Origin of the sequence: Providencia sp. PROV109, assembly GCF_033681625.1 — a bacterium.
Lineage (GTDB): Bacteria > Pseudomonadota > Gammaproteobacteria > Enterobacterales > Enterobacteriaceae > Providencia > Providencia hangzhouensis.
In genome coordinates this window covers 656,702-679,883 of record NZ_CP096320.1, presented here as the reverse complement: position 1 = coordinate 679,883, position 23,182 = coordinate 656,702, and the positions used below count along the sequence as shown (strand labels likewise).

The following is a 23,182-nucleotide window of genomic DNA, read 5'->3' as shown; positions in this document are numbered from 1 at the left end:
CAGCTTGGGTCCTGCATTGAGCCGTTTGGTTAATGCAGGAACGTTAGTCAAGCTGGATACCATGTCGTCTTAATAGCCACATGATGGAATCACGAAGCACATCAGGATCGACAACCGCAGCCATCGCGCAAACACGAAAGCAAAATGGCGTTAATTCGTCATTTTGAATCCACGACAACACATCCCTTCGCAATCGAGTACTGACACGACCGTCCAGCAATACACGGATCGCATCCAATAGAATGCCTTCGCGTAACTGCCAGATTTCCGTGTCAGACCAAGTGACTGGGGCATCATCAAACTCAAATAGAAATTCGAGCTGTGATGACGTGTGTTGATAGGACTGCTTTTGTGATGAAGGAGAATGGGCAATGCGCCCATTCATTAAAGATAACCGCGTTCGGCAAGCGAAACGCAGCCCTCGGATGCGACCACGACATGGTCAAGCGTTCGAATATCAACAAGTGACAAGGCGTCACGGAGTCGATGAGTGATGCGTTTATCAGCTTCACTGGGTTCAGGATCACCCGATGGATGGTTATGAACCAGTATCACTGCTGCCGCATTAAGTTCTAGCGCTCGTTTTGTTACTTCCCTTGGATAAACGCTCGCTGCATCTAAAGTGCCTTTGAACAGCTCTTCAAATCGAATAACGCGATGCTTTGTATCAAGAAACAGTACGCCAAAGACTTCGTGCTCATACTCGTGCATCAGTGTTTGCAGGTATGAGAACGCCGACGATGGCTGTTCAATTTTTCGACCTTTACTCAATCGACCACGGGCAAGCTTGAGCGCCATATCTAAGATATCCGCTTCAGTCACTTGCTCAGGAACGATGTAAGTACCGGCTTCTTCGCCAGCTAAGAACTTTCTGTTTTTCATAGGAGTCTCCAAAAAAAACGGAGACGAACCCATGCCCAGGCGGGGACGGAATCGTCCCCGCAGGGTGGTAAAATGGATGTGGTTACTGAATTATCAGTTGTTGTGTTACTTCGAATAACTCACGCTTCAGATCTTTGACGTCGTTAATCACGATGCTTCGAGGAAAGAATTTCTCAACACTGCGTGTTTGAATCCCGATCCCCAGCAGCTCAAAGCCACTGCGTCTGCACCGGTCAACAATGTCATGCGTGGCAGCCCAATCATCTGGGTCACCATCCGTTAGCACTATCATTAGCTTTCGCTTCTGTTTTTGTGCCAACAAACTGTTTGCCGCAAACCACATAGCTTGTGCCATAGGCGTACAACCTCTTGGTTTTTGGTCAAAACAGGCGGCCCGATGTCGAACCGATTGCTTGGGCAATAACGCGATAGAAACTTCCTGATGAATACCAGGAAAATAACTGACCGCAGGTACAACACCCGGTATACCTTCCAATGCCATGGCTAAAGCCAAAGCGGCTTCATTGGCAACATGAAAATACTTGCGATTACCTTCGCCAATGGGCTTACCCATTGAGCCCGATATATCGACAAGCAAGTGCACAGCAGCATTAGGCGCAATGCGGGGCTGCCTTTGAATAAACAATCTCGACTCACCTGCTTGTGAAGCGGCAAGACGATGAGTTGCCACTCGAAGACCGTACCGTTTGGCATGATTCCGATTGTCCTGACTGGACTGAACCATGCCCCTAAGTCGGGCTCGAATTTGAGCCGACTCAGACGCCGATAAGGTCAAGATAGCCTCATCACCCAACATAGCTTGCTCTGCTTGGGGCAAACTGAGTGGAGTGACGCCCTGATGTCCTTCTGCTTGTTCCGACAACACTTCTGCCACTTGTGCAAAGGTATCGGGTTCAAAGTGAGCGGCACTGGCCTCTAAGGCTTGTCGCAAATTATCAGCTTGATCAGAGTTATCTGAATCACTCGTTTCAGCAGCATCCCCTGTTGCAGACGAACTTGTTTCCGGGGTTTGACTGTCACTACTGCTATTGCTGTCATTACTCGCATCTTGTCCAATGTCATCACCGCCATCAGCATCAGACTCATCCTGTGGTGGACGAGATTCTTCTTCCAACATGGCAACGATGGCATCGACAAGTTTCAGCACTTCACCTGTAGATGCCAGGCTAGGCACTGCTGTCAGCATGGCGCTTAACCGGCTCATCGCTGCGGCAGGAAAGAGTTGTCTCACTCTTTCATCAACAGCTTGATACAAAGGCGTCAGCGCTTTCTGGCCCAGAAAATGGCATCTCAAGCGAAACAACAACCAGGCTTGCAAGTTAGATGCAGGCTCAGGCTGTTCAGGTACACACATTTGCTGTGTGTCCACCATGTACTCAATCACTTGCGAAATACTGCGCCGGGTTCCGGGGTAATCCTTTGCCAATTCGTTTTCAATGCGCACATCCTCAATAATATTGAGAAGTGCCTTACGGATCGGCTTAGACGACGCCTTCTTCACCATGTCAAAATTGGTATGCCGAATATGCGCCGCTTCATGAGCCAGATAACCCCAAGCTATTTGTTGATAGTGTGGGTCGTCTGGGTTTGCTGTTGGGATCACAATCCGCTCACCATCGGTAAACGCATCTTGTCCTTGAATAAGCACCTTCACACCAAACTTTTCGCCATAAGCGGCGGCAACGATTGGCAGTGCATTTTTTAATGGATGATTCATGGGAGTCTCCTAATCATTAGGGGGAATACTCCCTCAGCGGGAGCGTTTCCCCGCTGGGAATGTAAGTGTTTAAACCTGTGCTTTTAGCTTAACCAGGTCGTATTTTTGACCTAACCAAGCCACCAATTGAGCGGTACTCTCGTGCTGCTCAAATGACGTTTTAAGCTGGTCTAAACTCAGGATGTCATCCAATGTCAGACCATACTGGTCTTGTAACTGAGTAGACACCTCGTGTTGATATTGCAGCCAGGCCCGCTCATGAGCGGTTTGCTGCAATGCCATGTTTGGAACAAACACCATGGCCGTTACCCAAACACCTTGCCCGTCCGCATCTGCGATCAATACAGGGTTCTTGGGGATCACGACACTATGTGTTGAGTACGATCGTTGTACTAACGTTCGACAACACGCCACTTCTGGTATCGATTCACTTTCAACCGCATCAGTCACACCACGAAAATGCGGTTCAAACTGGTTCAGTTGGCTGGGGTTATGGATGGTTGATTGCATAATTTCCTCTTACATAGTTCAGAGGACATGCGCCCTTAAGGGCAACATGCCCTCAAGGACGTTAGAAATAAAATGAGTTTGGTACAGTCGAACCAAGGTTTGGTCTGACGGTTGGTTGTGGTATTGCACGTAAGTTATCTGCCTGAGCAGATACTGGCTGTGCGGGTTTAGGTTCAGGTTTGGGCATCAGTTGTCTGATATCCAATTGACCTTCACCGTGCATTCTCATCTTGTCTGGATCAGACAAAATTAAAATGGTCGCCATCAGTTCGTGATAGAGATTGTCTGTCACAGGGCCGGTCTTCGGCAGACGAACAAATAAATTGTCCATCGCTTCAACCATCGGCTGAACTCGATGATCCAGGAATGACAAACCATCCAACTTGTCTCTTAATCGCTTGAGAGGATTAAGGGCACGCTGACTGATTTGATTCTTTCCTGCAACGGAACGCTCAAACAGTTCATTAGCATCACGAGCCACCTCCCTAAATAGGGTGTGTCCCATGCCATTGACCTTGTCATCTAAGCCACCAGCTTGTTCAGCCGGTTGCATTCGATAGATGGCATAATCGAACTGAAGCCGTTGTTCCACGTCTTCGATGGGTGACAGCGCACGCCGAATTGCATCTGCAAATTCCGGGTGTTTCGCAACCCAGTCAAACGTCACCTGATCATAGTTGTCCAAGAACAACTGCTTGCACTGCGCAAACTCCTGACCGATCCTGTCAAGCTCTGGAACAATCTGATCAATTCGGTCTTCAGGGACGGCATAGCCACCTAAAAACCGCACACCGACTTGCTCACACAAGCGCTGCGCTTCTTTCTTAAGCCTTTCAAAGTTCGCCAATGCCTCTGGGTCGCAAATTTTTTTACTCCCTAAGCTGGCAACATCCTTCGGTGGAAGTTGGCTGCCATTGGCTAATCTGAAATCTTCAGGCCTTAGCTTTTTTCTACCGCTCCAGATGGAACAGTCGATGTGACAAATCAACAGTTTGTCGAGGGTTTGAATACTCATAGTGCATCCTCATGCGAGATGGGGACGCACCACTCCCAACAGGAGCAATGGCCCCCGTATGGGTGGTAGTAGTTGACGCGCTAATGGCAATACCACTATCAGAAATAGTAATTTTGCGAATCAGGCGACGATTGGTTGAGATCGATTTTCACAGGCATTAAGTCCAGTGCTTCAGCTATCGGGCGAACCCGCTCTAAATCACTGCCTAGCAACCGCAATACATCTTTTTCCAACTTCAGTTGGTCGGATACTTCTATCCCTTCAGGACTCGCTACTGTGAGCGAACACAGTGGTGGTAATTGACGCTTAAAAGCCAGTAACAGCAACAATGGCCACGGGCCATCATCAGTGTTAACAATGCCAGCGCCTTCACCTGACACCATGCTGATTTGATTGGTACTAGGTAATCCGCTTTTGCAAAACCCTAATGACCATTCTCCAATCCTGACTTGGTTATCATCAATAACAGCCAAGCCATAGGCTTCAAGCAGCTTTGCCATATCGAACAACGCTTTTTGCGCCAGCGAGATTTGACCATTGACGTCCTTGCGAGTACGAAACTCCCAACTGACGTTATTGGCGCACGCGACGCTATCAAGCGCATTTGATAGTTCAAATGGCCGCCCTTGATGATCAATGCCGACTTGTCCAACAAATCGATAACCCTTGTTGATTTTCTCATTGATTCTTCGGTCTGCTTCTGCGTTAGGATCAGTCGAGTCAATTAATCGCTGCTGCGACAATTGACCTGCTTTTCCAAACCGAACTTCAATCTCCTGGGTATCTGATCCAACGTAAATGGCCCATTCTTTGGCTGTCCCATCAGAATGACTGTAACGGTAAAGAGCAAAGCACTTTTCCATCATCAATCCTCCCAGTGGTCACCGAAGACATCAGCGGCAATACGGTGAATGGCTTCACGTTGCTCCAACTCAGCACGAGCCGTCAAAGACCGAACCAGTGCATACTCCACTGCGTTAGGAGCGCCTTTAAAAGCAAGTGTTAACTTTGCCCAGCGCACCAAGGTCCGAGTGGACATGGTGATACTAAGCTCTGCACCGCCATCCGCGCCCCCAATAAAAAGACGACGAATGTCACCAGCCACCTTCACCATTTTTTGGCGAAAGACCTCTGGTAAGCCCGGCGCAACGTTCTCCAGAATGGCTTCCTCTACAGATGGTTCTGCATAGGTCGCTTCAATGATTCTAAAGCGATCAAGGAAAGCCAAATTCTGTTGAAGCACGCCTTGATACAAGCCCGTTTGGTCACCGCTGCCCGCACTGTTGCCGGTAGCGATAAAACGAAACTTGTTGTGTGGCATGATGATCTCTCCGCCATTTTGTGCGATGGCCAAAGGGGCACCTTCCAAAATGTCATTGAGCCCAGCCAGTTCAGCAGGCTCAGCAAGATCCATTTCATTAATGATCAGCAAATGGCCATGCTTTACAGCCAGTGCCAGCGGTCCATACACAAAGGTCATGTTGCCATTAACCAGTGTGTGGTGACCGATAAGATCGGACAATTCCAATCGACCGTGCGCAGTAATTTGCTGAACAGGCCAATTCAATCGAGAAGCAACTTGGCAAATTAGCGAGGTCTTCCCGCATCCAGTGGGGCCTGTAATATACAAACCGTCACCGTCTGGGTTAGACAAGAACGCCAATACGTCACGTAAGTCTTCTTTTCTAAAAACATACTCGTCCTTGCGAACGGGAATGTTTGGATGGGTAGTGTCGGCACTAAATCCTTCCAGAACGAAAGCATCAGGAGCCGGGACATTAAACGCTTGATTCACTTGAACCAAAAATGGGGATTGTTCAGTCATGGTAAACCTCATCAGTTTTGACGAGGCTCCATGCCCCAGCAGGGAATGAAGTCCCCGTCGGGTGGTATGTTGATTGTGGTATGGCTGTGTATGTAAGAGTTCAGCTCGCTCTATCATTCGTACCCAGCATTGGCTACGAGTGAAACTGCTTTCTGATGCACTCCATATGAGCGCATTAGAAAGGAGCCGAAATCGGCTCCAAGTGAACGTTAAAAATAAAATGAGCTCGGCGAGTCACCTGGCAGAACCAAGTTCTCTTGCTCAAGGCTGATTTTGATTGGTGTTTCAACGGGCTGCTCTGGCTTATTGGTGCTAATGCGCAACCGCTCTTGTGGCGCTTTTCGGTAAGCGGCTAAAACCTGTTCATCCAGCTCGCCTAACTTATCGGTGGCCAATTGCTTATAGTCCACCGTGCCCGCCATCATGTAGCGGCTGAGTTTGACCCCAGCATAGTCGGCATGAGCGTAGTTACCCATCATGGCGACCAATTTTGACTGGGCGTCTCGCATTTCCTCTTTCAAAGATTTAATGTGATTTTCCAGTCGGACCACTTCGGCATGTGCTGAGCAATACTGTCGAGACAGCGATGTCCAACGGTATTGGGCTTCACCCTTAGGAACAAAACAATCTTGCTCAGGGCATTTTGACGGTTCTTTTTTGGTCTGTACTAACTCCCAAAACTGAAGCGCTGTTTCTTGCAATTCAGTTAAGAACGCCGCGTCTCGTTGTATTTCAAACTCAATCAGTTGATCCTCAAAATAGAATACCAACCAACCACGCGTGCTATTGGCGACCAGTATTTGATGCTGTACTTGCACCCAATACAACTGGTACGCCTCGCTTTGTTCTCGATGAGCTTGCACATCCTCAAAAACTGACTGGCAAGGACATTTCAGTTCAACGGGCTCGCCCGCATCGTTGATGCCATCAAAGCTGGCTCGAAAGATTGCGTTATGATCGGCTTCTGCACATAACGGCAGAAGAAAGTCATTATGCGCATTTTCAAATGCTCGCCTTGCTTGAGGCTCCAACCGTATACCGCGAAGCACATTTGGATTATTCGACAGGTCTTCCGGTAATACGAATCCAGTTTTTTCTGCCCATAATCGCCAAGGTGTTTTGTAGGGTGAACGCCCCATAATAATTGGGGCTTCAGATGCCGTAACCCCTGCAATGCGCCACTGGTGCCATGCAGGAGTACGTTGTGATAGGTCGATAACCTTCATATTGCCTCCTTTGAAGGGAGACTCCCCCGAAGGAGAGAACTCCCCTTCAGGGTTAAGTGGTTACTTTGCAGCTTGTGCTAACGCTGTTTGGTGCTGAACAACACTTGCTTGAAGCGAATCAATTGCCGTTTTACCGGCTTGAATCGAACCTACGACAAGGGCAACAACCAATACCAAGCGAAAAAGTGAGGCTGATTTAGTCATGGAAGATCTCCAAAAAAAGACGAGACCTTCCCCCTGACGGGAGAATAATCCCGCCAGGGTTAGTAAAATGAATGCGTGGCTCTAAGAAGCTAAAGGCTGTGTGAGCGCTTTGGCTGCTTGTTGCTGTGCATTAAATATTTCTTGTTTCGCAAACGTCAGTTCAACACCTTGAAAATGTTCATTGGCATATTCCAATGCACTATTCCAAGCGTTTGAAGCTTCCGCCCGCTCGATAAGCTTGTAAACAAGCCCTCGGGTTCGATCATCAACTTGCTCGGGTGGAATCACCGATGGCTCAACAACGTGTGTTGCTTGGCCTTCGATAATTCGCTCCGCTTCGTCTTGATCGAAAATTCCCACAAAGCCAAACGCAATGCGGGAACACTGGATCATGGATTTATGTCTTAGCATTCGCTTAGTGTGCGTCTGCCATGGACCATCTACCCGGTAAGGGCCATTTTTGCCGTTACCTTCAAAAGGCGGTCGATAGACTTCATCCAGATACTCAGTGATTTTGACTGGGTGCGAACGGTCGCGCCGATAGATGATGCATTCCATCCATTCAGGGCATTCTTTCGCGCCATCCAGTGAGACTTTGTTTTCTGAAGTCTTAAACTCCATGCCATCAAACTGGTCGTGTTGATTGATGATGCGAGACCATCCATCGACACCTACCACTGGAATAATTCCAGCTTGTTTATCAGGGAACGCAAAAATCTCTTTGGTGAAAGGGTTCAAGCCGTACTGATCTGCAACCACCAAGAGCGCCATCATCTGCTCATTGGTCGGTGCACTACCGTCACGTTGCTTGAATGCTGTTGCTTTTAGGGTATCGAACAATTTGTTTGGATCGACACTAAAGCGCTCAGCAAAGCGTTGGATTAGCTTTGGTTTTTCCATTATGGACTCCGACAATCAAAGTGGGAGTCTGCCCCTGACGGGAAAGTACTCCCGGCTGGGTTAAAGCGTTTTTGCTCGGTTAAAAATCTGGTTCAGGATAAGTTTGTGCCCAATTAGCTTGGGAGCTCGCATCATCCGCCGGTGATGGCTCAGATGCTTTGTTCACACTATCAAGAAGCAGAAACTCGTCCGCGTCCACTTCGGTCAATCGATGCTTAATGCCATCTTTCTCCCATGAACGCGTGCGCTGAGGCCCTTGAACAAAAAGCTTCGCTCCCTTTTGGATTAAATCTTTTGCTCTTAGCCCTAACTTAAATCCACCACGATCTCGAAAAACGACCCGATGCCATTCCGTATGCTCTTTGAGCTCATTGGATTGACGGTCGCGCCATTTCTCAGAAGTGGCCAGTGAAATACTGGTCACTAAATCACCTGATGGATAGGCTCGTGTCTCTGGCTCAGCGCCAACGTAGCCTATGAGTGTTACTTGGTTTTTCATGATGTTCTCCTCGTCTTAGTTGAACTCTGTGCACACAGTCGCTTCTACCCGGCTGGGCAAAGAAGACTGACGACGCAGATAGGTTGGTATTTCGAGTAAAGCCATGTCGTACTGATGTGGCTCTTTGTAAAACGCAGATGTCAAACGGGGCATACCAGGAGCTTTAGGCACTGCCATTGGACGACGTTTTGGTGTTGGTGTGAGCAATCGCTTGATTTGAGTAAGTACAAATCGAAACGGACGCACGCTTTGACGAGCAAGCAATCGCAAAAGCGACCAGCTCAGTTTTGCTAGCAACATAATGCCCGCGATTTGGATAATAAATCCGAAGATATATTCCATTGGTGACTCCATAATTTGGTTTTGAAGGAGTCACCCCCAACTGGGGAAAACTCCCCCAGTTGGGTGGTGAAAAGGCGAACCGTAAGGAACGCATGGTTGAGCATGTAAGAACATGCAGGCTATTTGTTTAAGGAGGCTAGCTACCTCTTAGTACCACTGAGAATACTCAGCGGCGGGCTTCCTTTGAGCTCATGCTCTCAGGCGCAGATATCACTGAAACAGATCAGCAATATTTGATAGTCAGTGTAACCGTCTTATCCAGACAGGATAGTCAGAAAGATGCTCAATTCTTCCACCTAGCTGAAAGGCCATTACCTCACAGAGGATTAGTCTAGGGACTGATTATTGTCATATCAGGAGCAAACTTATGGCCCAAGCAAAACCCAGTTACTCAAAACCCATCTTTGAACAATCATTCACAATTAATAGCTTACAGGCGCAACGTGTCGTTGACCGTGTTTTTAGACGGACGGTCAGTGCGCTTTACGGAATCGATGTCATCCTGCGCATCATTGGCGATGAGAACGAAATTGATGACGTGGAACAGATCATTAGCCAGTTGATCGAGGATTGCGCTAAGGCGGTAGACAACGAACAATCTCGTTTGGACAAATTGATGGAGTCCAACGGCATCGATGAAGTACCTGACTACACCGACCCGATTACCTTCAACGCTAAAATCAGCTCGCCTCAGGTTGGCCAGTTTGTCGGCTTAGTGCGCAAACTCGATTCGTTGATGATCTCAATGGACACACTCTGGTTATCTAGCGTGCTTAGTAACAAGCAACGTGTTGATGGCAACTACGCATGGCAACAGCGCATTATCAAACTTGCACGACGCATTATTGATATCGAAATTCGTGCACGAAAATCAGCCCAAGCTAAGGGTAAAGAAGCAGAAGTTGAGCAAGCGGTGCCTTCAACCGATGACGATATCACTGAAGAGGAAACAGATACTCCCGCCAACTAGCGAACGGCTCCCATCACACAGCCCCTCTTGAAGGGGCTTTTTCAAGATACGACGCAAGGCTTGCGCTGCATATAACTATTCAAGCATTGGTTATATATGATTTTTGTAAGCGTGGTAGTTATCGAGTACTTGATGATAAAGCATGGCCGACTTTTTTCTTGCGGCAGGATGGAAGGCATTGATGAAGACAACCCCGTCATTAACATGCACTCGTTCGCTAACTTTTTTAAGCTCAGGGAATACGTAACGTTTAACTTGATTATATGTGCCGCAAAGCACAACAATATCAGGGTTAATCAACTCAATTTGCCTTCGAACAAAAGGGGCAAATTCTTTGGCATGGGCGTCAAATGATTTTTGGTCGGTTCGCGCACTTCCAGATGTTTTCCTTATATTTATGTATGCAATATTCTTAACTGCATTTTTTTCATTTAATTTAGCATCTCTCAGTGACGGCACAGCCCCATCATATTTTTGAAGTCCGTAAGCCCAACGCCCCACCCGACGAAGAACCTTTCCTCGCCACCATCCACTTGCCTTCACCTCAATAGCCCTATTAATAGCGTTGACAATATTTTGCTTTGCTTCATTTGTTTCCTTTAAAACAAACAAAACTTTTTTACCACAACTATCCCAGTCCTCAGTTGAAATCACTCCATCGTAGTTGAAATACCAATCCTTCGGGAATGCCTCTGACCATGCAACCATTAACTTATCAAGACAGTCTATTTCTGAAACATATTTATCATCCATAGGAAAACTCAGGCTGGTTCTTATAAAACATCATTTGGATAGATGGGTAGTTCCATTAGGTAGCCATTCAATATTTAAAGTGCCACCACCAAAACGCACAATCCCTTCCTTTTTCGGCAGCTCGTTACATTGACCTCGGTATTCTATGAAATTATCCAGAAGTTCAAGCAAGTGTAATTTGAAGCCTGATTCGGTGACCTGATCAAAAATGTCATCTTCAAGAGTCCAAGATGTTCCGCTTAGGCGGTCTTCGTCATCTTCCGCACGAAACACCACCTCACCCGACACCTTCACAATGTCAGGGTGTTGTTTTGAAAGCATAGACAAACGAGTAGCTTCAAAGTTTTGATCGAAATTAGGCATTATTAATTTTCCTTTTATCATAAATTTTATATGTGCCAGACTATCAGCTTTTCCTTTTTGCAGCAGCCTCCTAAGTCTGAAAATGGTAAAAAAATAAGAGCAAATTGCGCACACGCTGAACAGAAAGTATAAGAGGCCCAAAGTGCCAAATTGGTTACCTTAAGGCGCAATAAGCTCATTAAAGTAACCATGATGGAACATTATTGGCAAAGCTGTTTTAGATGGATACGCTCAATTATTCCCCGAAATTTCTTCCGTCGCCTCCTGACGCAGTTTCTGTGCATCCATTCCGTTTAGCCGTTCAATGGCTCTATCTGCGGCACTCTGACGATTTCCATCAACGTTTAGCGTACTTCCTGAGCCTGTGAGTCGTTCCAGATCCAGTGACGGTACTTCGGGTAGGTTGCCTGTTATCGACAAGATACCTATCCATTCATCCAGATTGACTTGGCTCCAATCTACCTGGTTTAACTGACTCGCGGTCAAACCTTCACAGTTTGGTGACTTGGCACTGCCCCAACCAAGGCCCAATTGAGGACGTACTTGTTCTTGAATGATCCGTGAAAGTGGCGAAGTAAAGCAGCAATATGATTGCCGTTTCTCAACACAGGCACCTAAGAACTTAGACTTGCAGTAAGAGCCCACGTAATGGCAACTCTTCAATACCCGCTTGGCGTTCATCTCAAACTCACTTTGCTCACATTTCCAGATTAGCTGAATGAGGATCATGGTGACTGAATAAATCATGTAGGCCGTCATAACCGTACTCAGAACCGCGCCCGCAGCGCCACCGAGGGCAAAGTTGCCACCCGAAACAACACCATCGGCTCCAACCGCGCCACCAACGTTGCTAAACAGTGCCGATTGCGCCCCCGAACCAAAGGTCGTACCTACCCATTCAGCCGTCTTGTTGGTCAACACCTGCATAAAGCCAGTCGCAGCTTGCTCCGCTCCCGCGCCAGCAGCCGTTGATGGCCCAGCCCCCATGAGAGAGTCCCATGCAGACACAAAAGGCTCTTTGACCGCACTCCAAGTGCTCGTGATTGGCTCCCTGAGCGTATTCCAGGAACCATAGATTGCCGACGACGGATTCATGGCCATGACTGCCGTATCAAGCTTGTTGACCGCAACTATCATTGTGATGTAATCCGATAACGACACGCCACTTGGCTTTTCACAGCAATCCACTATGCCGCCAACGGCTTTTTTGCACTGGCCAGCATTACCTTTAAAGACCGTACACTCGACGTTATCTTGGCCATCAGCTCCCGTGCATGACATATCATTGGTCATAAACTGCGCTGCATTAAGCATCGCAGCGGCCTCTGCAAAGTTAGCCTGCTTGATTGACTCTGGCTCTAAACAATCTGTGCCCATACAGCGAACTGGCCCCTCACAGTTGTATTGAGTTTCCATTCGAGCGTTTTGCACTTCTACGCTTTGTCCGCAGTCATACACCAAACTTTGGATATAGCAGAAGCCTTCATGACCAGCTCCGCCTTCAGTGCATTCGGTTCTGACATACTGGCAGGCTGGGTTTTGCTCCAGCGCGGAACACGTATTGGTGGTCGTGTTTTGTCCGTTATTGACGATGGTTTGTATATTACCATTGGCATCTACCCAGCTATCTGAGCTGCCCATGTTGAACTCTGGGTGAGCAGTCGAGGCATTGTAGGTCGCTTTTGCCCTCCAGCATGAGAGCCCCAGTCCATCAGAGCTACCACGACTGGTTAAATGAGCAGGAGACGAAACAACCGCCGGATAAAGACTTCCAAGCTTTGCCAACTCGCCACTACCAACCGTTAACCCCTCTATTCGTTTTGTCCCCGTATCCAAACACTGCCACTGCACCGCAGTAAACTGATCCGTTTGCATCAAGCATTGGTCTATGCCCGGATCACTTGATTGATGAACAACGTCCTGCTCTAAGTACTTGCCGGAGAATGTCAAGGAAGCACTTAGTTTCGCAGGAGCCAAACACTTCTGAACTTCTCGGCTGCAAGTATCGAAATCGACTTTGTTCCAGCCGGACTCGCATCTGGAACGAGTGATTTCCTGGGGTTCATGCCACGAAATAATCGACCCATTAACGACCCTACACAATGAGCCAACCAAGGTTCCTTTTGGACACGTCATTTCAGGGTACTTAATGGACGGTTTCGTCTCAGTCACCGTCTCCTTATTGCCCGTCAATGAGAGTGTCGTTTTCCAACCATTTGCCTTGGATGGCGACTCGGTGATTTTTATCTCAGTATTTTGATTATCAAAAATTCTCAGTATCGCGTTTCCAGTTTGCATAGTGCTGCTGTGCTGTGGAACAAAGCTGAGCGTTTCAGAGCTAAAGCAACCGCGCTCAATGGACCAGCTTTTTTGATGGGTTTCAACGGATACACGTCGTTCTAACTGACACTGAGTAAGCGTGCTGATCTTCTCGCACACCTGGTAATCGGGTACATGCTTGGTTTCAGTAAATGGCGTGATCGTCTGAGTAGGCTCACAGGCCTCAAAACTACTCGGCATAAGATTGGATACCACACACTTTGGATCGCTGGTTTGCAATCCACAGTCATAGGTATCGGTAAAACGAATGCATTCACCTTTATCATTGGTCTCGGCACATTCTGACGACATGAATCCACAGGAAGGATTCGCTTCAAGCACTTGGCAGGCCTGATTTTCAATCCCCTTATAGCTTTCATCATCCACACTAACTTGTACACGCCGACACAAAGGCGATATGCCAGCCACTGGGCTTGGGGCAAAATAGGATTCACAAACTGAAACACCATTGACCACCGTACATCCGTTGGTTGATGACGGCTGATCCGTACATTGAATGCTGTAGTCTGAAAACTTAGCCGGGATATCCGCTGCTTGTTCGATACAGGACTGTGGTGACCAACTATCATTCATCACCACCTTGGTTGGATCAAAGCGCACCTTGATGCGTGCATACCCCTCACCACTACCCGTTACCGATACGCGAATTTTGACTGGCACTTCTAAACCGGGCTCTACCGCTTTTAACTTGGCGGTGAGGTCAGTATTAGGATTGCGCTCCCAACTGGTACTGAGCTCGCAGCGGCCAGCCGTTTCTGGTGGAAAGTTATTGTTCGGCCCAGACCAGACTTTCTGATCGCCAAGCCAAACTTGCATGTAGTCATCCCATTTGGCGTACTCAAGAACGGCTGAAGTAATCGCATCGGGGTTCACGACTTTTAGTGTGATGGCCTGTTCAAACACTTTACAACGGCCACTCCAGTAGTTGTCGCCAATACGTCCTATCCAAACTTCAAGACACCCTTCACCACAAGAGCGAAGGTTCATCGGCCCTGAAACATGCTCAATGATGCCTGCCGTGTAATCGTGAGTAATAGTGCAGCTGTTAACCGCTGTATTGAGCCTGTCACATTGCTGGTAATTTGGGCTGCCTTCACCTTGAGACTCACAGCCTGGGAAGCTTTGCGTTAATAGATTGGGGTCAGTTTGAACCGCATCAGTTAATGCCCAAAGCGGATCATTGACCATATCTGGCCGAGACCGGTCTTTGATTTGCTGTAGCGAACGAAATGCTTCACCCATAGCGCCACTTTCAGATGCCATGCTCTCTTGGCGCTGTGTCCCCAATTGATTCATGCTGGCATCAGAGCCATAAACGCCCGTTAAGACATCTAATGAGCCCTGATCCATACCAGGAAATAGCTCTTGCAAGTTAATGGACTCATTACCACTGCCACTCGGCACCAACAATGTATTGCCGTTAAGTGCGGGCATCGTCCAGTTTTGCAGTAATTGCTTACCTTCTTGTTGTCCGCTTAAGCCGGATTGGCGCTGCACATCAGCGGCCACACCATGTAAGGGCAAGCAAGCCATAGTGATTGATAAAACACCCGCTAAAACTCGGGTAAAAAGTGTTGGTTTCATAGTTAACCTCCCGAGTTACAGCAGTCTTGCCAGCGCCACAAAATGTAGAGCGCATCTTCACCGGCACCGGGGATCGTTCGCCACTCTCCCCATTTCATGGTGCTTTCACCGATGACATGCGCACTTTCAGTTTCCGGTACAGGGAAGAACATACTCATCTTGTATTGTGATTTCGGCAGCATGGGTTCGATAACAGGTCGGCATAGCGCACTGTTCCCCATTGTTCGCCTAGCAAGACCACGCCTGTGTTGAGCCGCGATTGCACGCGCCGCTAAATGGCTGGTGTTTTCTGCTAATGAGCCAATGGCTAAGGTGTGGCCAGATAAGGGATAGAGATGGCCCCAACTGCCAGCACACCAAAACAACTGGTCGATGGGTTTACCAAGCGTTGATGAGGCAGCGTCAGCGGTACAAGCCGAAATAGCCAATGGATTGGCAACGGCAGCAGCTTCAGGCTGAGTAAAAAAGGCCAGTTCATCGTTCAGCCATGTTGGGTCCAATTCCGACAAATACATCAAGTCAAAGTCCATGTAACCATCGGCATTGCAATTGCCATCCATGAACAAATCGAGCATGACCAAAAGCGGAAAGGCGTAATAATGGTAATGGTAGAAAGCGAGATCACCGGTATCGTATTCACCCTCACCATGACCACCTTGCAATCGCCTATCACCTAACGGTAAGCGAATCCCTCCCAGTGAAGGCGAACAACCTGGCGTTCTGACCAGTTCAATCAAACGCGCTGGCTCCCACATGCTGGTAACAATACCTGGCCTTGGCACACCTAAGTTATCTTCACATAAGCAAAACGACTTGTTTGATGCGCCGCTTGGGACATTGCCTGAGCCAAGAGGAAGACCGGCAACCCGGATAGGAAAAATGCATGACCAGCAAACATCCGTCAGCAACTTGCCCGACAATAAACCCGCGTCTGGGCAGGTCAGTTCGGCTTTTGCAGGAATAGATGCGCCAAGGACAAACATGACAACGAGAGTCCGCAACAGACGATACGTATTATTGAGCTTTTTCATGAACAAGCTCCTTTGCTGGAATTTCTTCTATTTCAAACGCGAGTCCCTTTGCTTGAACAAACGATGGGGTGACTTGCAAATCAAAGCGCTGCTTTAGCGAGGCATTGAGAAGATAAACCGGACTGTCCAATGTCTTTTCGAGCGCATTGAGGCTATTCCAACCTTGAGCACGGTCGAGCTGCGTGGTGATAAGCGTAATGCGGCGCAGCGTCCTATCTTGGCCCTCAAGCCAATGCGCTACTGCGTCCACTTCTTCAGCGTTCGACGCATTAAACACCACGAGCTGCTGAGTAAATGGCAAGGCTTTTAGCGGGTTAATACGCGTTCCTGCTGGGATCAATGTTCGGCCATTGGCATCCAATAGTGGCCGCTTCATGACGATGGTTGGATCAACCATTCTTATCCGATACTGCGTGGCTTTGGGTAAGTCAGTGAAAGTTTGGCGAGACCAGAAACGCTCAATGGCTTTTTTCTTTAACGCGCCCAGGTCAAGCGACTGTAAACGCTGCATCGCCACTTGCATCAAATCCGGTTCTAAAATGGAATGAATAGGACCGCGTTGACCCAATGAACCGGTATTGCCTGTTTCAATTTGACGCTGCAACCAGTCCTTGCTGTAAACCCCTAGTGCACTTGCAGTCACCTTGTCATCTTCTATGCGGAAAATGGCAGGCACGCTAGTCACCCGCCAGTGCACAAAGGCTTTCGGATCGATTCGAACCTGAGGAACAGGATCAAGTCCCACCATCAGCGTATGCCAATCACGGATCGCCGCCCCCAAGGTCTTTCCTTCAGGAATTCCCCGAAACAACACAATAGCGCCGGTAGCACTGGCCTCTTTAAATAGCTGCTTCAGTGAGGAATCACCCAATGAGGACGACGCAAATATCAACCATTCATCGCTGTGTTTGAGCGACACAGGTTGTTCAACCGGTGCAAAAGGCTCAATAAATTCAGATGAGCCATCCACAGCACTTTGTAAAATGCTGCGGCTCATTTCAACGATCTTTTTGTCCTCATCAGACAACGGATAAGGCTCTTGTGCCCAGGACACTTGAACCCAAGCCAATGGAGCAACCAACAAAAATAAGAGGCATAGTCTTCTCATCATCCACCTCCTACCAAAGCGGCCAAGCGCGACCAACAATCTGCTCGCGCTTAACGGCATTCCAATAGCGGGAGTCAAAACTCGTTGCAGCCTCACCGGAAAACCAATATTCGTTTTCTTGCAGCGTCAATGAGCGGCTAAATTCTGTTTCCGCCACACCAAGACGCTGGGCTAATGCCATGCCGGTAGAGACTTCAGCACCGTTCACCATCACATGCTCAGGCGTCACCTTGACTTCATCCCCAGGCATCCCTGTTAGGCGTTTCAGCATCCGAGTACCGTCGTTATATAACGGAGCGAGTCCTTTTGAGTGGAAGGCATACAAACCATCCTTAACGGGCTTTTTATTCCATAGGTCAATCAGATACACCGTGGTATCAGGCAGGCAGCGCTCTTGCTGGGTATCAATACCTATTCGGTAGCGCATCATGGCGTAGGTGCCTACCAAGGCCATGATTAACGCAAGAACAGTCAACTGGATGAGGTATGGCCGCCAAGGCATTCTTTTACGGAGTATCTGCATGAGACACCTCCTTTGAGCCTAATGGCACAAATACGGAATCATCAGCACCCACCACCGCTTGGGCATCCAGCACGATAAAACCGGCTGCTTTTAGCTTTTCAATTTGCTGATTGGTCTGAAGCAACCTGGATTCGATGTCTTGTTCGCTGGCATTGGGGCCCAGTGACAGCACAGCCTCCCCAAAATCCACGACCGCAATGGGCGTACTTAACGCCAACTGGCTGTGGATGGGTTCGAGTGTTTTCATTAAGAGCCAGCTGGTCATTAAACCGCTACCAGCAATAGACAAAGTAATAGAGGCCATAAATGGCCAAAGCGTGGTCTTATTCATAGCCTCGCTCCTTCAACAACTGAGAGATGGCATCAGCAACAGAAAGGCCTTTGCGCGTTAACTGTTTAATCGCGTTTACATCTTCTGCACGGGACGAGTACAACAGCTTGTGAAACGGATCGACGATGAGGCGGCCAATCCCGGTGCCCATTTCGGTAATAAAGAAAATTTCGGAATAGACACCAGTGACGGTATGAACCGTTTTCAGGTATTCATAGCCGCCTTCACCTAGTGGCAAGCGGCCTTCTTTTTTGAGCGCGTTGATGGTTTCAGCTTTTTGACCAAGCAGGTACATATTGGCTGAGTTTTCAGCGATGGCTTTACCTGTAGGGCTATCATACAAATCGTTGACCGATTGCGTTACCGTTACAGCACTGCCACCATATTTTCGAAATCGCCGGTAACCCGTTTCGATAAATTTACCGACATCACCTTGAGTCAGCAGATCCCAGGCTTCGTCGATGAACACAATCTTGCGACGATCCCGCTCACCTAAGTACATCTCTTGTTGGATTTGGTAGATAAGCTGAAGCAACACCACTTGTTGTAGATGCTTACGCCCCTTGAGCTCTTCTAACTCCAGAACGGTGAAACGGTTTTTGAAGCGAATATTATTGTGGCCATTAAAGAAGCGGCCATATTCGCCCTGTGTCGTAAATGGATAGAGCTGCTCACCCACGTCTTGCACACGTCGGTCTTCGTGATTTTTCAAGGCCTCTGCCACATCATCAACCAACATGGCACGACCTTTTTTCTCCCACAGTTCACGGGTCTGACGCTTTAGGTTTGCCATCTGAAAATCGGTTAATGACTGCGTAGGTGCGGCCATTGCGGCCAATAACCCAACCAACACATCCGCTTCTTCGTCATAGTCCTCAACGATTTCAAACGGATTTAAGCAAATGCCACTGTTTCGCCCGAACTGTAAGAACTCACCGTCATAGACTTCACACAGCTTTTCATAAGAGCGGCCAACATCAATCACCCAGCATTGCCCGCCTTCTGATAGGTAGGAGGAGATGATTTCGTTCACCAGGAATGACTTACCCGATCCCGATTGCGCCGCGATGCAACAATTGTAATTACTGCCCGAGTCATAAAGGGACACACTCATGATCTGGCCATTACGGGAAACAAAGTTAATCACCGGCGTGCCAGTGCCTTTCCAATCCGCAAATAAAGGCAACAGAGGGATGACATGCCGTGTCGCCATGGTCTTGAATCGAAACAAGTCGTTCATCGCCTGGCGGTCAGCACCAAATGGCAAGGCATTCAGGAAAATGGGCAAACAGAAGTACTTGTCTTCCATCAGCTCAAATCCGAGTTCTTTGAAATAAGTTCGAGCATTTGAAACAGAGCTGATGGACGCTTCTCCCGTTGGTGAAAACAGCGTCAAAGTCATATTGGCCCGAATAGGACGATCACCTTCTTGCAAAGCTTCAAAAAGAACATCAAATCCCTTTTTCTTGGCTGCAAGCACCGGCACAAACTTGAGCATCGGGCCATAGGCCTGATTGACCGCCCACTGACGCTTCGTCTCTAAACGAGATCTCATCGCCTCAGCTGAGGGAAAGTGAATGGTGACATTTAGCAAAAAGCTGCCGCGTAAACCGCGACTGCCCGTCATCATATCGCCCGCAAAACTTGCGGCATGACCAAACCAGATCCGCTCAGGCAAGCGTTTAAACGATAAGGTTTTAACTCGGTAATCGCCCAGCATCAGACCTTGGCTATCCACCTTGATAGCTCGGTCATAATCCAACACTTGCTCCCGAAGTGGTTTATCTGCCTCACTGCGGATTGGTGATGGATTGCGCCAGGAAGCATCTTTTCCCCAGTTAAGCTGAGCACTTATTGCCGCGAGCCAGTTTCGGTCAGTCATCTCAGTGACGCGAAAACCAACCGTTGCCAGCGCTTGCGAGAAAGAAGCCCGAAGCGCGGATGCTCGACTCAACTCACGCTCCGTCGGTATAGGACTTTCCAAAGGCAATTTGCAGGTGACGATCAGTTGAAAGTTGCGAACCTGAGTCTGGGTCGATTCTTCTATCGGTTGAACCGTGCCCCCATCGAGAAAATCCGCACGTTTGCGTATCGACGCCCTAAGCAATGGATCGGATTGACGATGCCGTAAGCCCATCATGCGCTGAAGGTCGGTTTGAATATCAGGCGAGGCGTACAGGCCAAATTGCAGCAAAGTGTCTTTTGGCCAGTCGTTGTTGAGAAGAACATTAACCCTGTCTGCAACAGACTCATCACCACCCGGCAATGGGTCACATAGAAAACCAAAGCCAACACTTTGGTCTTCCATGAAAAACAGTTGCTCATCGTCTGAATAGGCCAATACTGGCAATAGCTCTGAAGCGCGTTGCCCTGAATACAGAGAGGCTTTCATTAACGCCCCTCCAACCAAGCAGAAAGATCATAAGGACGGCCTCGGCTGATGCGACCATCATTGGCGACGATGAAAGGCACACCTTGAATGCCCAGGATTTGAGCCGTCACCAAGGTACGCTGCATTGGTTCTAAGTTGCAGGCATCATCCTGTTCTAGGTTACCAATCCGGCCATTCAGCAATGCATCGGTGGCCGCTTTTTTGTCACGCGCACAGCCAAGCTGGCGAACCTGACGCTCTGAATCAGGACCAAGCACTGGCACAGGGAGTATTTGGAAGGTGTATTCTTTGGTTAGCGGTAGGGCTTGTTTCAAAAGCTCATGGCAATGCGGACACCGGGGATCAACAAAGACCACCACTTTCTTTTTGCCTTCACCCAGCGTCAGTGGATTCAAATCATCCATTTTTAAGCCAAGACGACTTAAGTCCAGCGTGTTACCCGCTTCACGAATTTCTTCAAGGCTGGTAAGCGGCTTTTTCGACCAGGCATCATAGAGCGTGCCATCAATGACGAACCGGCCACTGTCTGACATGAAAACAATACGGCCATTGCTTTCGACCGCTTTCATACCCGTGACCGGCAAAGAAACCATGCCGTCAATTTTGCCAACGGGCGACACTTCAGACACAGGTTCAGCTTGAACCAATGGAGACAGCGCAAGCGCCAGAATAATTGGAGATAGTTTTCGCATGAGGAGTCCTCGTTAATGTAAATCGAGGCTCCAGTCTATGCAGTTGTCCTATGTGGACTCGGTTAGATAGATTGAAGAAATCGCAATCTAACTAGGGGGCTTATAGCTCGTTGAGGTTTGTTATAAACGAATTACTCGGCGTTTGCGTTAACAAGCCAATCATCAAGCACTTGCTTCAATTTATCTAATTGCTCTTGATGTTTTGCTTGATTCTTTGCCAATTTGTTAATGTTCTGCAACTTCCAACGAATCGCTGGCAAGTCTGCTGCTTTAGGATAGTCAAACAATGCCCAGTCAGGTTGTCCTCTTTTGAATGACATAAGGAAAGCATGATCCCTTTCTGTGAAATGTTTTTGCAGTTCAATTAACATCATGGGCCTAAGAGGCTAAGTCTTCGCATTCAACTTTTTCAAAAGTCATTCCGTCAAATTCTGCCTGAAATTTCTCATTCAGAGGCTGCCAGTTTGGCGACATGACTTCATTAATAGGCCGAGGGTGACTTAATGTATAGGTTAAAAAACCCACCAAAATCTCTCTCGAAATCCCTTCACTGCCAAGTAACATACGCACATCAAATAAGTCGCGAGGATGTTGGCGATCCATTGCAGCACACAATTTTCCACCATACAGATCGGGAAGACTGACTACCTGAATCTCAGCATAACCAAACTCGTCTTCAACAGACTCTTGAACTGGCATTATTTCTGCACTATGCAATGTACCTCTGGCGACGGGCGACACTTCAATTTTGATCGTCGCAACCGGACTTGATACAACGATTCTCAGTTCATCAGCTTTATTATCCTGAAATGCCGCTCTGATATCTGGTTGAGTATTGATTCTGTCTGTAATGCGCTGCAATGCAGCCCTGACATTAATCAAAGCCTCATCTCTTGGTTCAAGTGGAAGATAAGCAAGATCAATATCTACATATAGCCGAGGAAAATCTCTCACAAATAAATTAATGGCGGTGCCACCTTTAAGTGCAAAAACCGTCTCTGTTGCTACCACAGGAAGCATTCTTATGAGCAAGGAAACCTGTTTGTAATATGGGCTATCTTTATCCATTATGTTGTTCACCTTTTTTGACGCTTAATATCTCTGGCACTGTGATTTGATATCGCTCATCAAAACGTCCTTTTTCGACAACCTGCCGCTTTCCTGCCCCCAATTTAATTCTTGTTTCATCTATGCGATTGACCCACTGGTGATCGTAGTATCGACCCAGAAATAGAAATATTCGGTTTGCCTGAACAGAGCTGCTTCGTTCAAGAATATCTTGTACTTTTCTAGGGCTAAGATTGACTAAACCCTGAAATAATTCTGCGACATGCTCAAATGAAATCAGCTTTCCAATCGCATCTACCACTTCATAGGCAGCAAGTTCTGCACAGCTGACAGTGAGCTCTTTCTCTTTAACCCTGATCCTTTTCAAATCCTTCTCGGGATTCACTTCAAGCTTATGGTTTCCGCAGTAAAACCAATTCTGATAAGGGAATTCACGAAACCATTTCGGTAAGGACGACTTGTTTTTAACGCAAATCCAAACTTGCTCTTTGTTCAGCTGCAAATAGTGACTCAGTCCTTGGTGAGTTAAGCTGCTCAATCCAGCCAAATGAACTGGAACGCCCAATTGCACATCCAATGCTTGAATGGCATCAACCCAAGTTGGCTTTATATCGCCCTGCGCATTTGGACGATAGTACACACCAGAACTAAGCTTCTTCAGCCAACCGTTCTGCGTGTACTTTTGAGCCAGGGAGTAGCTCACGCCGTTTTCAGTCAGCCATTGCTGAAGTACTAGCGCACCAGGAGAAGTATGAGCAACAAGCCAGTTTATTTTAGATGACATTTTAACACCCAAGGTATGAATATCACGAACAGTATAAACCATATAGTTTATTACGATAGGAATTTTAACACCTTAGGTATTAATATACCAAATACTGTAAAC

The 23,182-nt window shown here is 47.8% G+C and carries 23 protein-coding genes and 1 pseudogene; 1 reads left to right on the top strand and 23 read right to left on the bottom strand.

Annotated elements, in window-relative coordinates:
• Nucleotides 1–43: 43 nt before the first annotated feature.
• From M1F25_RS03035 to M1F25_RS02980, 12 genes are all read right to left on the bottom strand, one after another.
• Nucleotides 44–385: a hypothetical protein gene (locus M1F25_RS03035; protein ID WP_024023025.1), complete on the bottom strand. Its 342-nt coding sequence runs from the start codon at nt 383–385 to the stop codon at nt 44–46.
• Complete coding sequence (gene radC / locus M1F25_RS03030) at nt 385–882, bottom strand: RadC family protein (RefSeq protein ID WP_000797298.1); 498 nt, start codon at nt 880–882, stop codon at nt 385–387. Before radC ends, M1F25_RS03035 begins: the two co-directional genes overlap by 1 nt.
• 82 nt (nt 883–964) lie before the next feature.
• Nucleotides 965–2,620: a VWA domain-containing protein gene (locus M1F25_RS03025; protein ID WP_053410252.1), complete on the bottom strand. Its 1,656-nt coding sequence runs from the start codon at nt 2,618–2,620 to the stop codon at nt 965–967.
• Between the two features lie 69 nt (nt 2,621–2,689).
• Nucleotides 2,690–3,130, bottom strand: coding sequence for a hypothetical protein (locus M1F25_RS03020; RefSeq protein WP_024023027.1), 441 nt, complete (start codon nt 3,128–3,130; stop codon nt 2,690–2,692).
• 61 nt (nt 3,131–3,191) lie between these two features.
• The gene (locus M1F25_RS03015) at nt 3,192–4,145 is read right to left on the bottom strand and encodes a DUF3150 domain-containing protein (protein WP_000027441.1); all 954 of its coding nucleotides are present in this window, start codon (nt 4,143–4,145) and stop codon (nt 3,192–3,194) included.
• Between the two features lie 98 nt (nt 4,146–4,243).
• Nucleotides 4,244–5,011, bottom strand: coding sequence for a hypothetical protein (locus M1F25_RS03010; RefSeq protein WP_000970191.1), 768 nt, complete (start codon nt 5,009–5,011; stop codon nt 4,244–4,246).
• Complete coding sequence (locus M1F25_RS03005) at nt 5,011–5,970, bottom strand: AAA family ATPase (RefSeq protein ID WP_000139694.1); 960 nt, start codon at nt 5,968–5,970, stop codon at nt 5,011–5,013. Before M1F25_RS03005 ends, M1F25_RS03010 begins: the two co-directional genes overlap by 1 nt.
• Nucleotides 5,971–6,179: 209 nt before the next feature.
• Nucleotides 6,180–7,196 (bottom strand): YqaJ viral recombinase family protein, encoded by a 1,017-nt coding sequence (locus M1F25_RS03000; RefSeq protein WP_000862954.1) that lies wholly within the window; start codon nt 7,194–7,196, stop codon nt 6,180–6,182.
• 60 nt (nt 7,197–7,256) lie between these two features.
• Entirely contained in the window at nt 7,257–7,400 is a 144-nt protein-coding gene (locus tag M1F25_RS02995; protein ID WP_000167276.1) for a hypothetical protein, read from the bottom strand.
• Nucleotides 7,401–7,481: 81 nt separating this feature from the next.
• Complete coding sequence (gene bet, locus M1F25_RS02990; protein ID WP_000414662.1) at nt 7,482–8,300, bottom strand: phage recombination protein Bet; 819 nt, start codon at nt 8,298–8,300, stop codon at nt 7,482–7,484.
• A gap of 79 nt (nt 8,301–8,379) precedes the next feature.
• Nucleotides 8,380–8,799 (bottom strand): single-stranded DNA-binding protein, encoded by a 420-nt coding sequence (locus M1F25_RS02985; RefSeq protein ID WP_000795984.1) that lies wholly within the window; start codon nt 8,797–8,799, stop codon nt 8,380–8,382.
• A 15-nt stretch (nt 8,800–8,814) separates the two neighbouring features.
• A complete protein-coding gene (locus M1F25_RS02980; RefSeq protein ID WP_000455722.1) occupies nt 8,815–9,141 on the bottom strand; it encodes a hypothetical protein in 327 nt (108 codons plus the stop codon).
• A gap of 367 nt (nt 9,142–9,508) precedes the next feature.
• Here M1F25_RS02980 and M1F25_RS02975 point away from each other — a divergent pair, with 367 nt between their 5' ends.
• Complete coding sequence (locus tag M1F25_RS02975) at nt 9,509–10,111, top strand: hypothetical protein (protein WP_000035788.1); 603 nt, start codon at nt 9,509–9,511, stop codon at nt 10,109–10,111.
• A 90-nt stretch (nt 10,112–10,201) separates the two neighbouring features.
• Here M1F25_RS02975 and M1F25_RS02970 read toward each other — a convergent pair whose 3' ends face one another.
• The 11 genes and pseudogenes from M1F25_RS02970 to M1F25_RS02920 form a co-directional block, all read right to left on the bottom strand.
• The gene (locus tag M1F25_RS02970; RefSeq protein WP_000342215.1) at nt 10,202–10,864 is read right to left on the bottom strand and encodes a hypothetical protein; all 663 of its coding nucleotides are present in this window, start codon (nt 10,862–10,864) and stop codon (nt 10,202–10,204) included.
• A 30-nt stretch (nt 10,865–10,894) separates the two neighbouring features.
• Complete coding sequence (locus M1F25_RS02965) at nt 10,895–11,227, bottom strand: hypothetical protein (RefSeq protein ID WP_001132435.1); 333 nt, start codon at nt 11,225–11,227, stop codon at nt 10,895–10,897.
• A gap of 231 nt (nt 11,228–11,458) precedes the next feature.
• The gene (gene traN / locus M1F25_RS02960) at nt 11,459–15,151 is read right to left on the bottom strand and encodes a conjugal transfer protein TraN (RefSeq protein ID WP_181489262.1); all 3,693 of its coding nucleotides are present in this window, start codon (nt 15,149–15,151) and stop codon (nt 11,459–11,461) included.
• Nucleotides 15,152–15,153: 2 nt separating this feature from the next.
• Nucleotides 15,154–16,182 (bottom strand): TraU family protein, encoded by a 1,029-nt coding sequence (locus M1F25_RS02955; RefSeq protein WP_181489260.1) that lies wholly within the window; start codon nt 16,180–16,182, stop codon nt 15,154–15,156.
• Nucleotides 16,166–17,293, bottom strand: a complete 1,128-nt coding sequence (locus M1F25_RS02950) for a TrbC family F-type conjugative pilus assembly protein (protein ID WP_225574384.1) — start codon at nt 17,291–17,293, stop codon at nt 16,166–16,168. Before M1F25_RS02950 ends, M1F25_RS02955 begins: the two co-directional genes overlap by 17 nt.
• Before the next feature lie 7 nt (nt 17,294–17,300).
• Nucleotides 17,301–17,813 (bottom strand): S26 family signal peptidase, encoded by a 513-nt coding sequence (locus tag M1F25_RS02945; RefSeq protein WP_181159794.1) that lies wholly within the window; start codon nt 17,811–17,813, stop codon nt 17,301–17,303.
• A complete protein-coding gene (locus M1F25_RS02940; protein ID WP_001044649.1) occupies nt 17,797–18,144 on the bottom strand; it encodes a hypothetical protein in 348 nt (115 codons plus the stop codon). The genes M1F25_RS02945 and M1F25_RS02940 overlap by 17 nt, the downstream gene beginning before the upstream one ends.
• Nucleotides 18,137–20,536, bottom strand: coding sequence for a type IV secretion system protein TraC (gene traC / locus M1F25_RS02935; protein WP_000648043.1), 2,400 nt, complete (start codon nt 20,534–20,536; stop codon nt 18,137–18,139). Before traC ends, M1F25_RS02940 begins: the two co-directional genes overlap by 8 nt.
• Nucleotides 20,536–21,228: a DsbC family protein gene (locus M1F25_RS02930; RefSeq protein ID WP_001228924.1), complete on the bottom strand. Its 693-nt coding sequence runs from the start codon at nt 21,226–21,228 to the stop codon at nt 20,536–20,538. Before M1F25_RS02930 ends, traC begins: the two co-directional genes overlap by 1 nt.
• A gap of 131 nt (nt 21,229–21,359) precedes the next feature.
• A pseudogene (locus tag M1F25_RS02925) lies at nt 21,360–22,296 on the bottom strand (nucleotidyl transferase AbiEii/AbiGii toxin family protein).
• Entirely contained in the window at nt 22,289–23,080 is a 792-nt protein-coding gene (locus M1F25_RS02920; protein ID WP_181489243.1) for a type IV toxin-antitoxin system AbiEi family antitoxin, read from the bottom strand. The pseudogene M1F25_RS02925 and the gene M1F25_RS02920 overlap by 8 nt, the downstream one beginning before the upstream one ends.
• Between the last annotated feature and the right edge of the window lie 102 nt (nt 23,081–23,182).

What these genes read in the sequence shown, in the direction of transcription:
- M1F25_RS03035 (WP_024023025.1), bottom strand. Translation starts at nt 385, where the DNA reads ATGAATGGGCGCATTGCCCATTCTCCTTCATCACAAAAGCAGTCCTAT.
- radC (WP_000797298.1), bottom strand. Translation starts at nt 882, where the DNA reads ATGAAAAACAGAAAGTTCTTAGCTGGCGAAGAAGCCGGTACTTACATC.
- M1F25_RS03025 (WP_053410252.1), bottom strand. Translation starts at nt 2,620, where the DNA reads ATGAATCATCCATTAAAAAATGCACTGCCAATCGTTGCCGCCGCTTAT.
- M1F25_RS03020 (WP_024023027.1), bottom strand. Translation starts at nt 3,130, where the DNA reads ATGCAATCAACCATCCATAACCCCAGCCAACTGAACCAGTTTGAACCG.
- M1F25_RS03015 (WP_000027441.1), bottom strand. Translation starts at nt 4,145, where the DNA reads ATGAGTATTCAAACCCTCGACAAACTGTTGATTTGTCACATCGACTGT.
- M1F25_RS03010 (WP_000970191.1), bottom strand. Translation starts at nt 5,011, where the DNA reads ATGATGGAAAAGTGCTTTGCTCTTTACCGTTACAGTCATTCTGATGGG.
- M1F25_RS03005 (WP_000139694.1), bottom strand. Translation starts at nt 5,970, where the DNA reads ATGACTGAACAATCCCCATTTTTGGTTCAAGTGAATCAAGCGTTTAAT.
- M1F25_RS03000 (WP_000862954.1), bottom strand. Translation starts at nt 7,196, where the DNA reads ATGAAGGTTATCGACCTATCACAACGTACTCCTGCATGGCACCAGTGG.
- M1F25_RS02995 (WP_000167276.1), bottom strand. Translation starts at nt 7,400, where the DNA reads ATGACTAAATCAGCCTCACTTTTTCGCTTGGTATTGGTTGTTGCCCTT.
- bet (WP_000414662.1), bottom strand. Translation starts at nt 8,300, where the DNA reads ATGGAAAAACCAAAGCTAATCCAACGCTTTGCTGAGCGCTTTAGTGTC.
- M1F25_RS02985 (WP_000795984.1), bottom strand. Translation starts at nt 8,799, where the DNA reads ATGAAAAACCAAGTAACACTCATAGGCTACGTTGGCGCTGAGCCAGAG.
- M1F25_RS02980 (WP_000455722.1), bottom strand. Translation starts at nt 9,141, where the DNA reads ATGGAATATATCTTCGGATTTATTATCCAAATCGCGGGCATTATGTTG.
- M1F25_RS02975 (WP_000035788.1), top strand. Translation starts at nt 9,509, where the DNA reads ATGGCCCAAGCAAAACCCAGTTACTCAAAACCCATCTTTGAACAATCA.
- M1F25_RS02970 (WP_000342215.1), bottom strand. Translation starts at nt 10,864, where the DNA reads ATGGATGATAAATATGTTTCAGAAATAGACTGTCTTGATAAGTTAATG.
- M1F25_RS02965 (WP_001132435.1), bottom strand. Translation starts at nt 11,227, where the DNA reads ATGCCTAATTTCGATCAAAACTTTGAAGCTACTCGTTTGTCTATGCTT.
- traN (WP_181489262.1), bottom strand. Translation starts at nt 15,151, where the DNA reads ATGAAACCAACACTTTTTACCCGAGTTTTAGCGGGTGTTTTATCAATC.
- M1F25_RS02955 (WP_181489260.1), bottom strand. Translation starts at nt 16,182, where the DNA reads ATGAAAAAGCTCAATAATACGTATCGTCTGTTGCGGACTCTCGTTGTC.
- M1F25_RS02950 (WP_225574384.1), bottom strand. Translation starts at nt 17,293, where the DNA reads ATGATGAGAAGACTATGCCTCTTATTTTTGTTGGTTGCTCCATTGGCT.
- M1F25_RS02945 (WP_181159794.1), bottom strand. Translation starts at nt 17,813, where the DNA reads ATGCAGATACTCCGTAAAAGAATGCCTTGGCGGCCATACCTCATCCAG.
- M1F25_RS02940 (WP_001044649.1), bottom strand. Translation starts at nt 18,144, where the DNA reads ATGAATAAGACCACGCTTTGGCCATTTATGGCCTCTATTACTTTGTCT.
- traC (WP_000648043.1), bottom strand. Translation starts at nt 20,536, where the DNA reads ATGAAAGCCTCTCTGTATTCAGGGCAACGCGCTTCAGAGCTATTGCCA.
- M1F25_RS02930 (WP_001228924.1), bottom strand. Translation starts at nt 21,228, where the DNA reads ATGCGAAAACTATCTCCAATTATTCTGGCGCTTGCGCTGTCTCCATTG.
- M1F25_RS02920 (WP_181489243.1), bottom strand. Translation starts at nt 23,080, where the DNA reads ATGTCATCTAAAATAAACTGGCTTGTTGCTCATACTTCTCCTGGTGCG.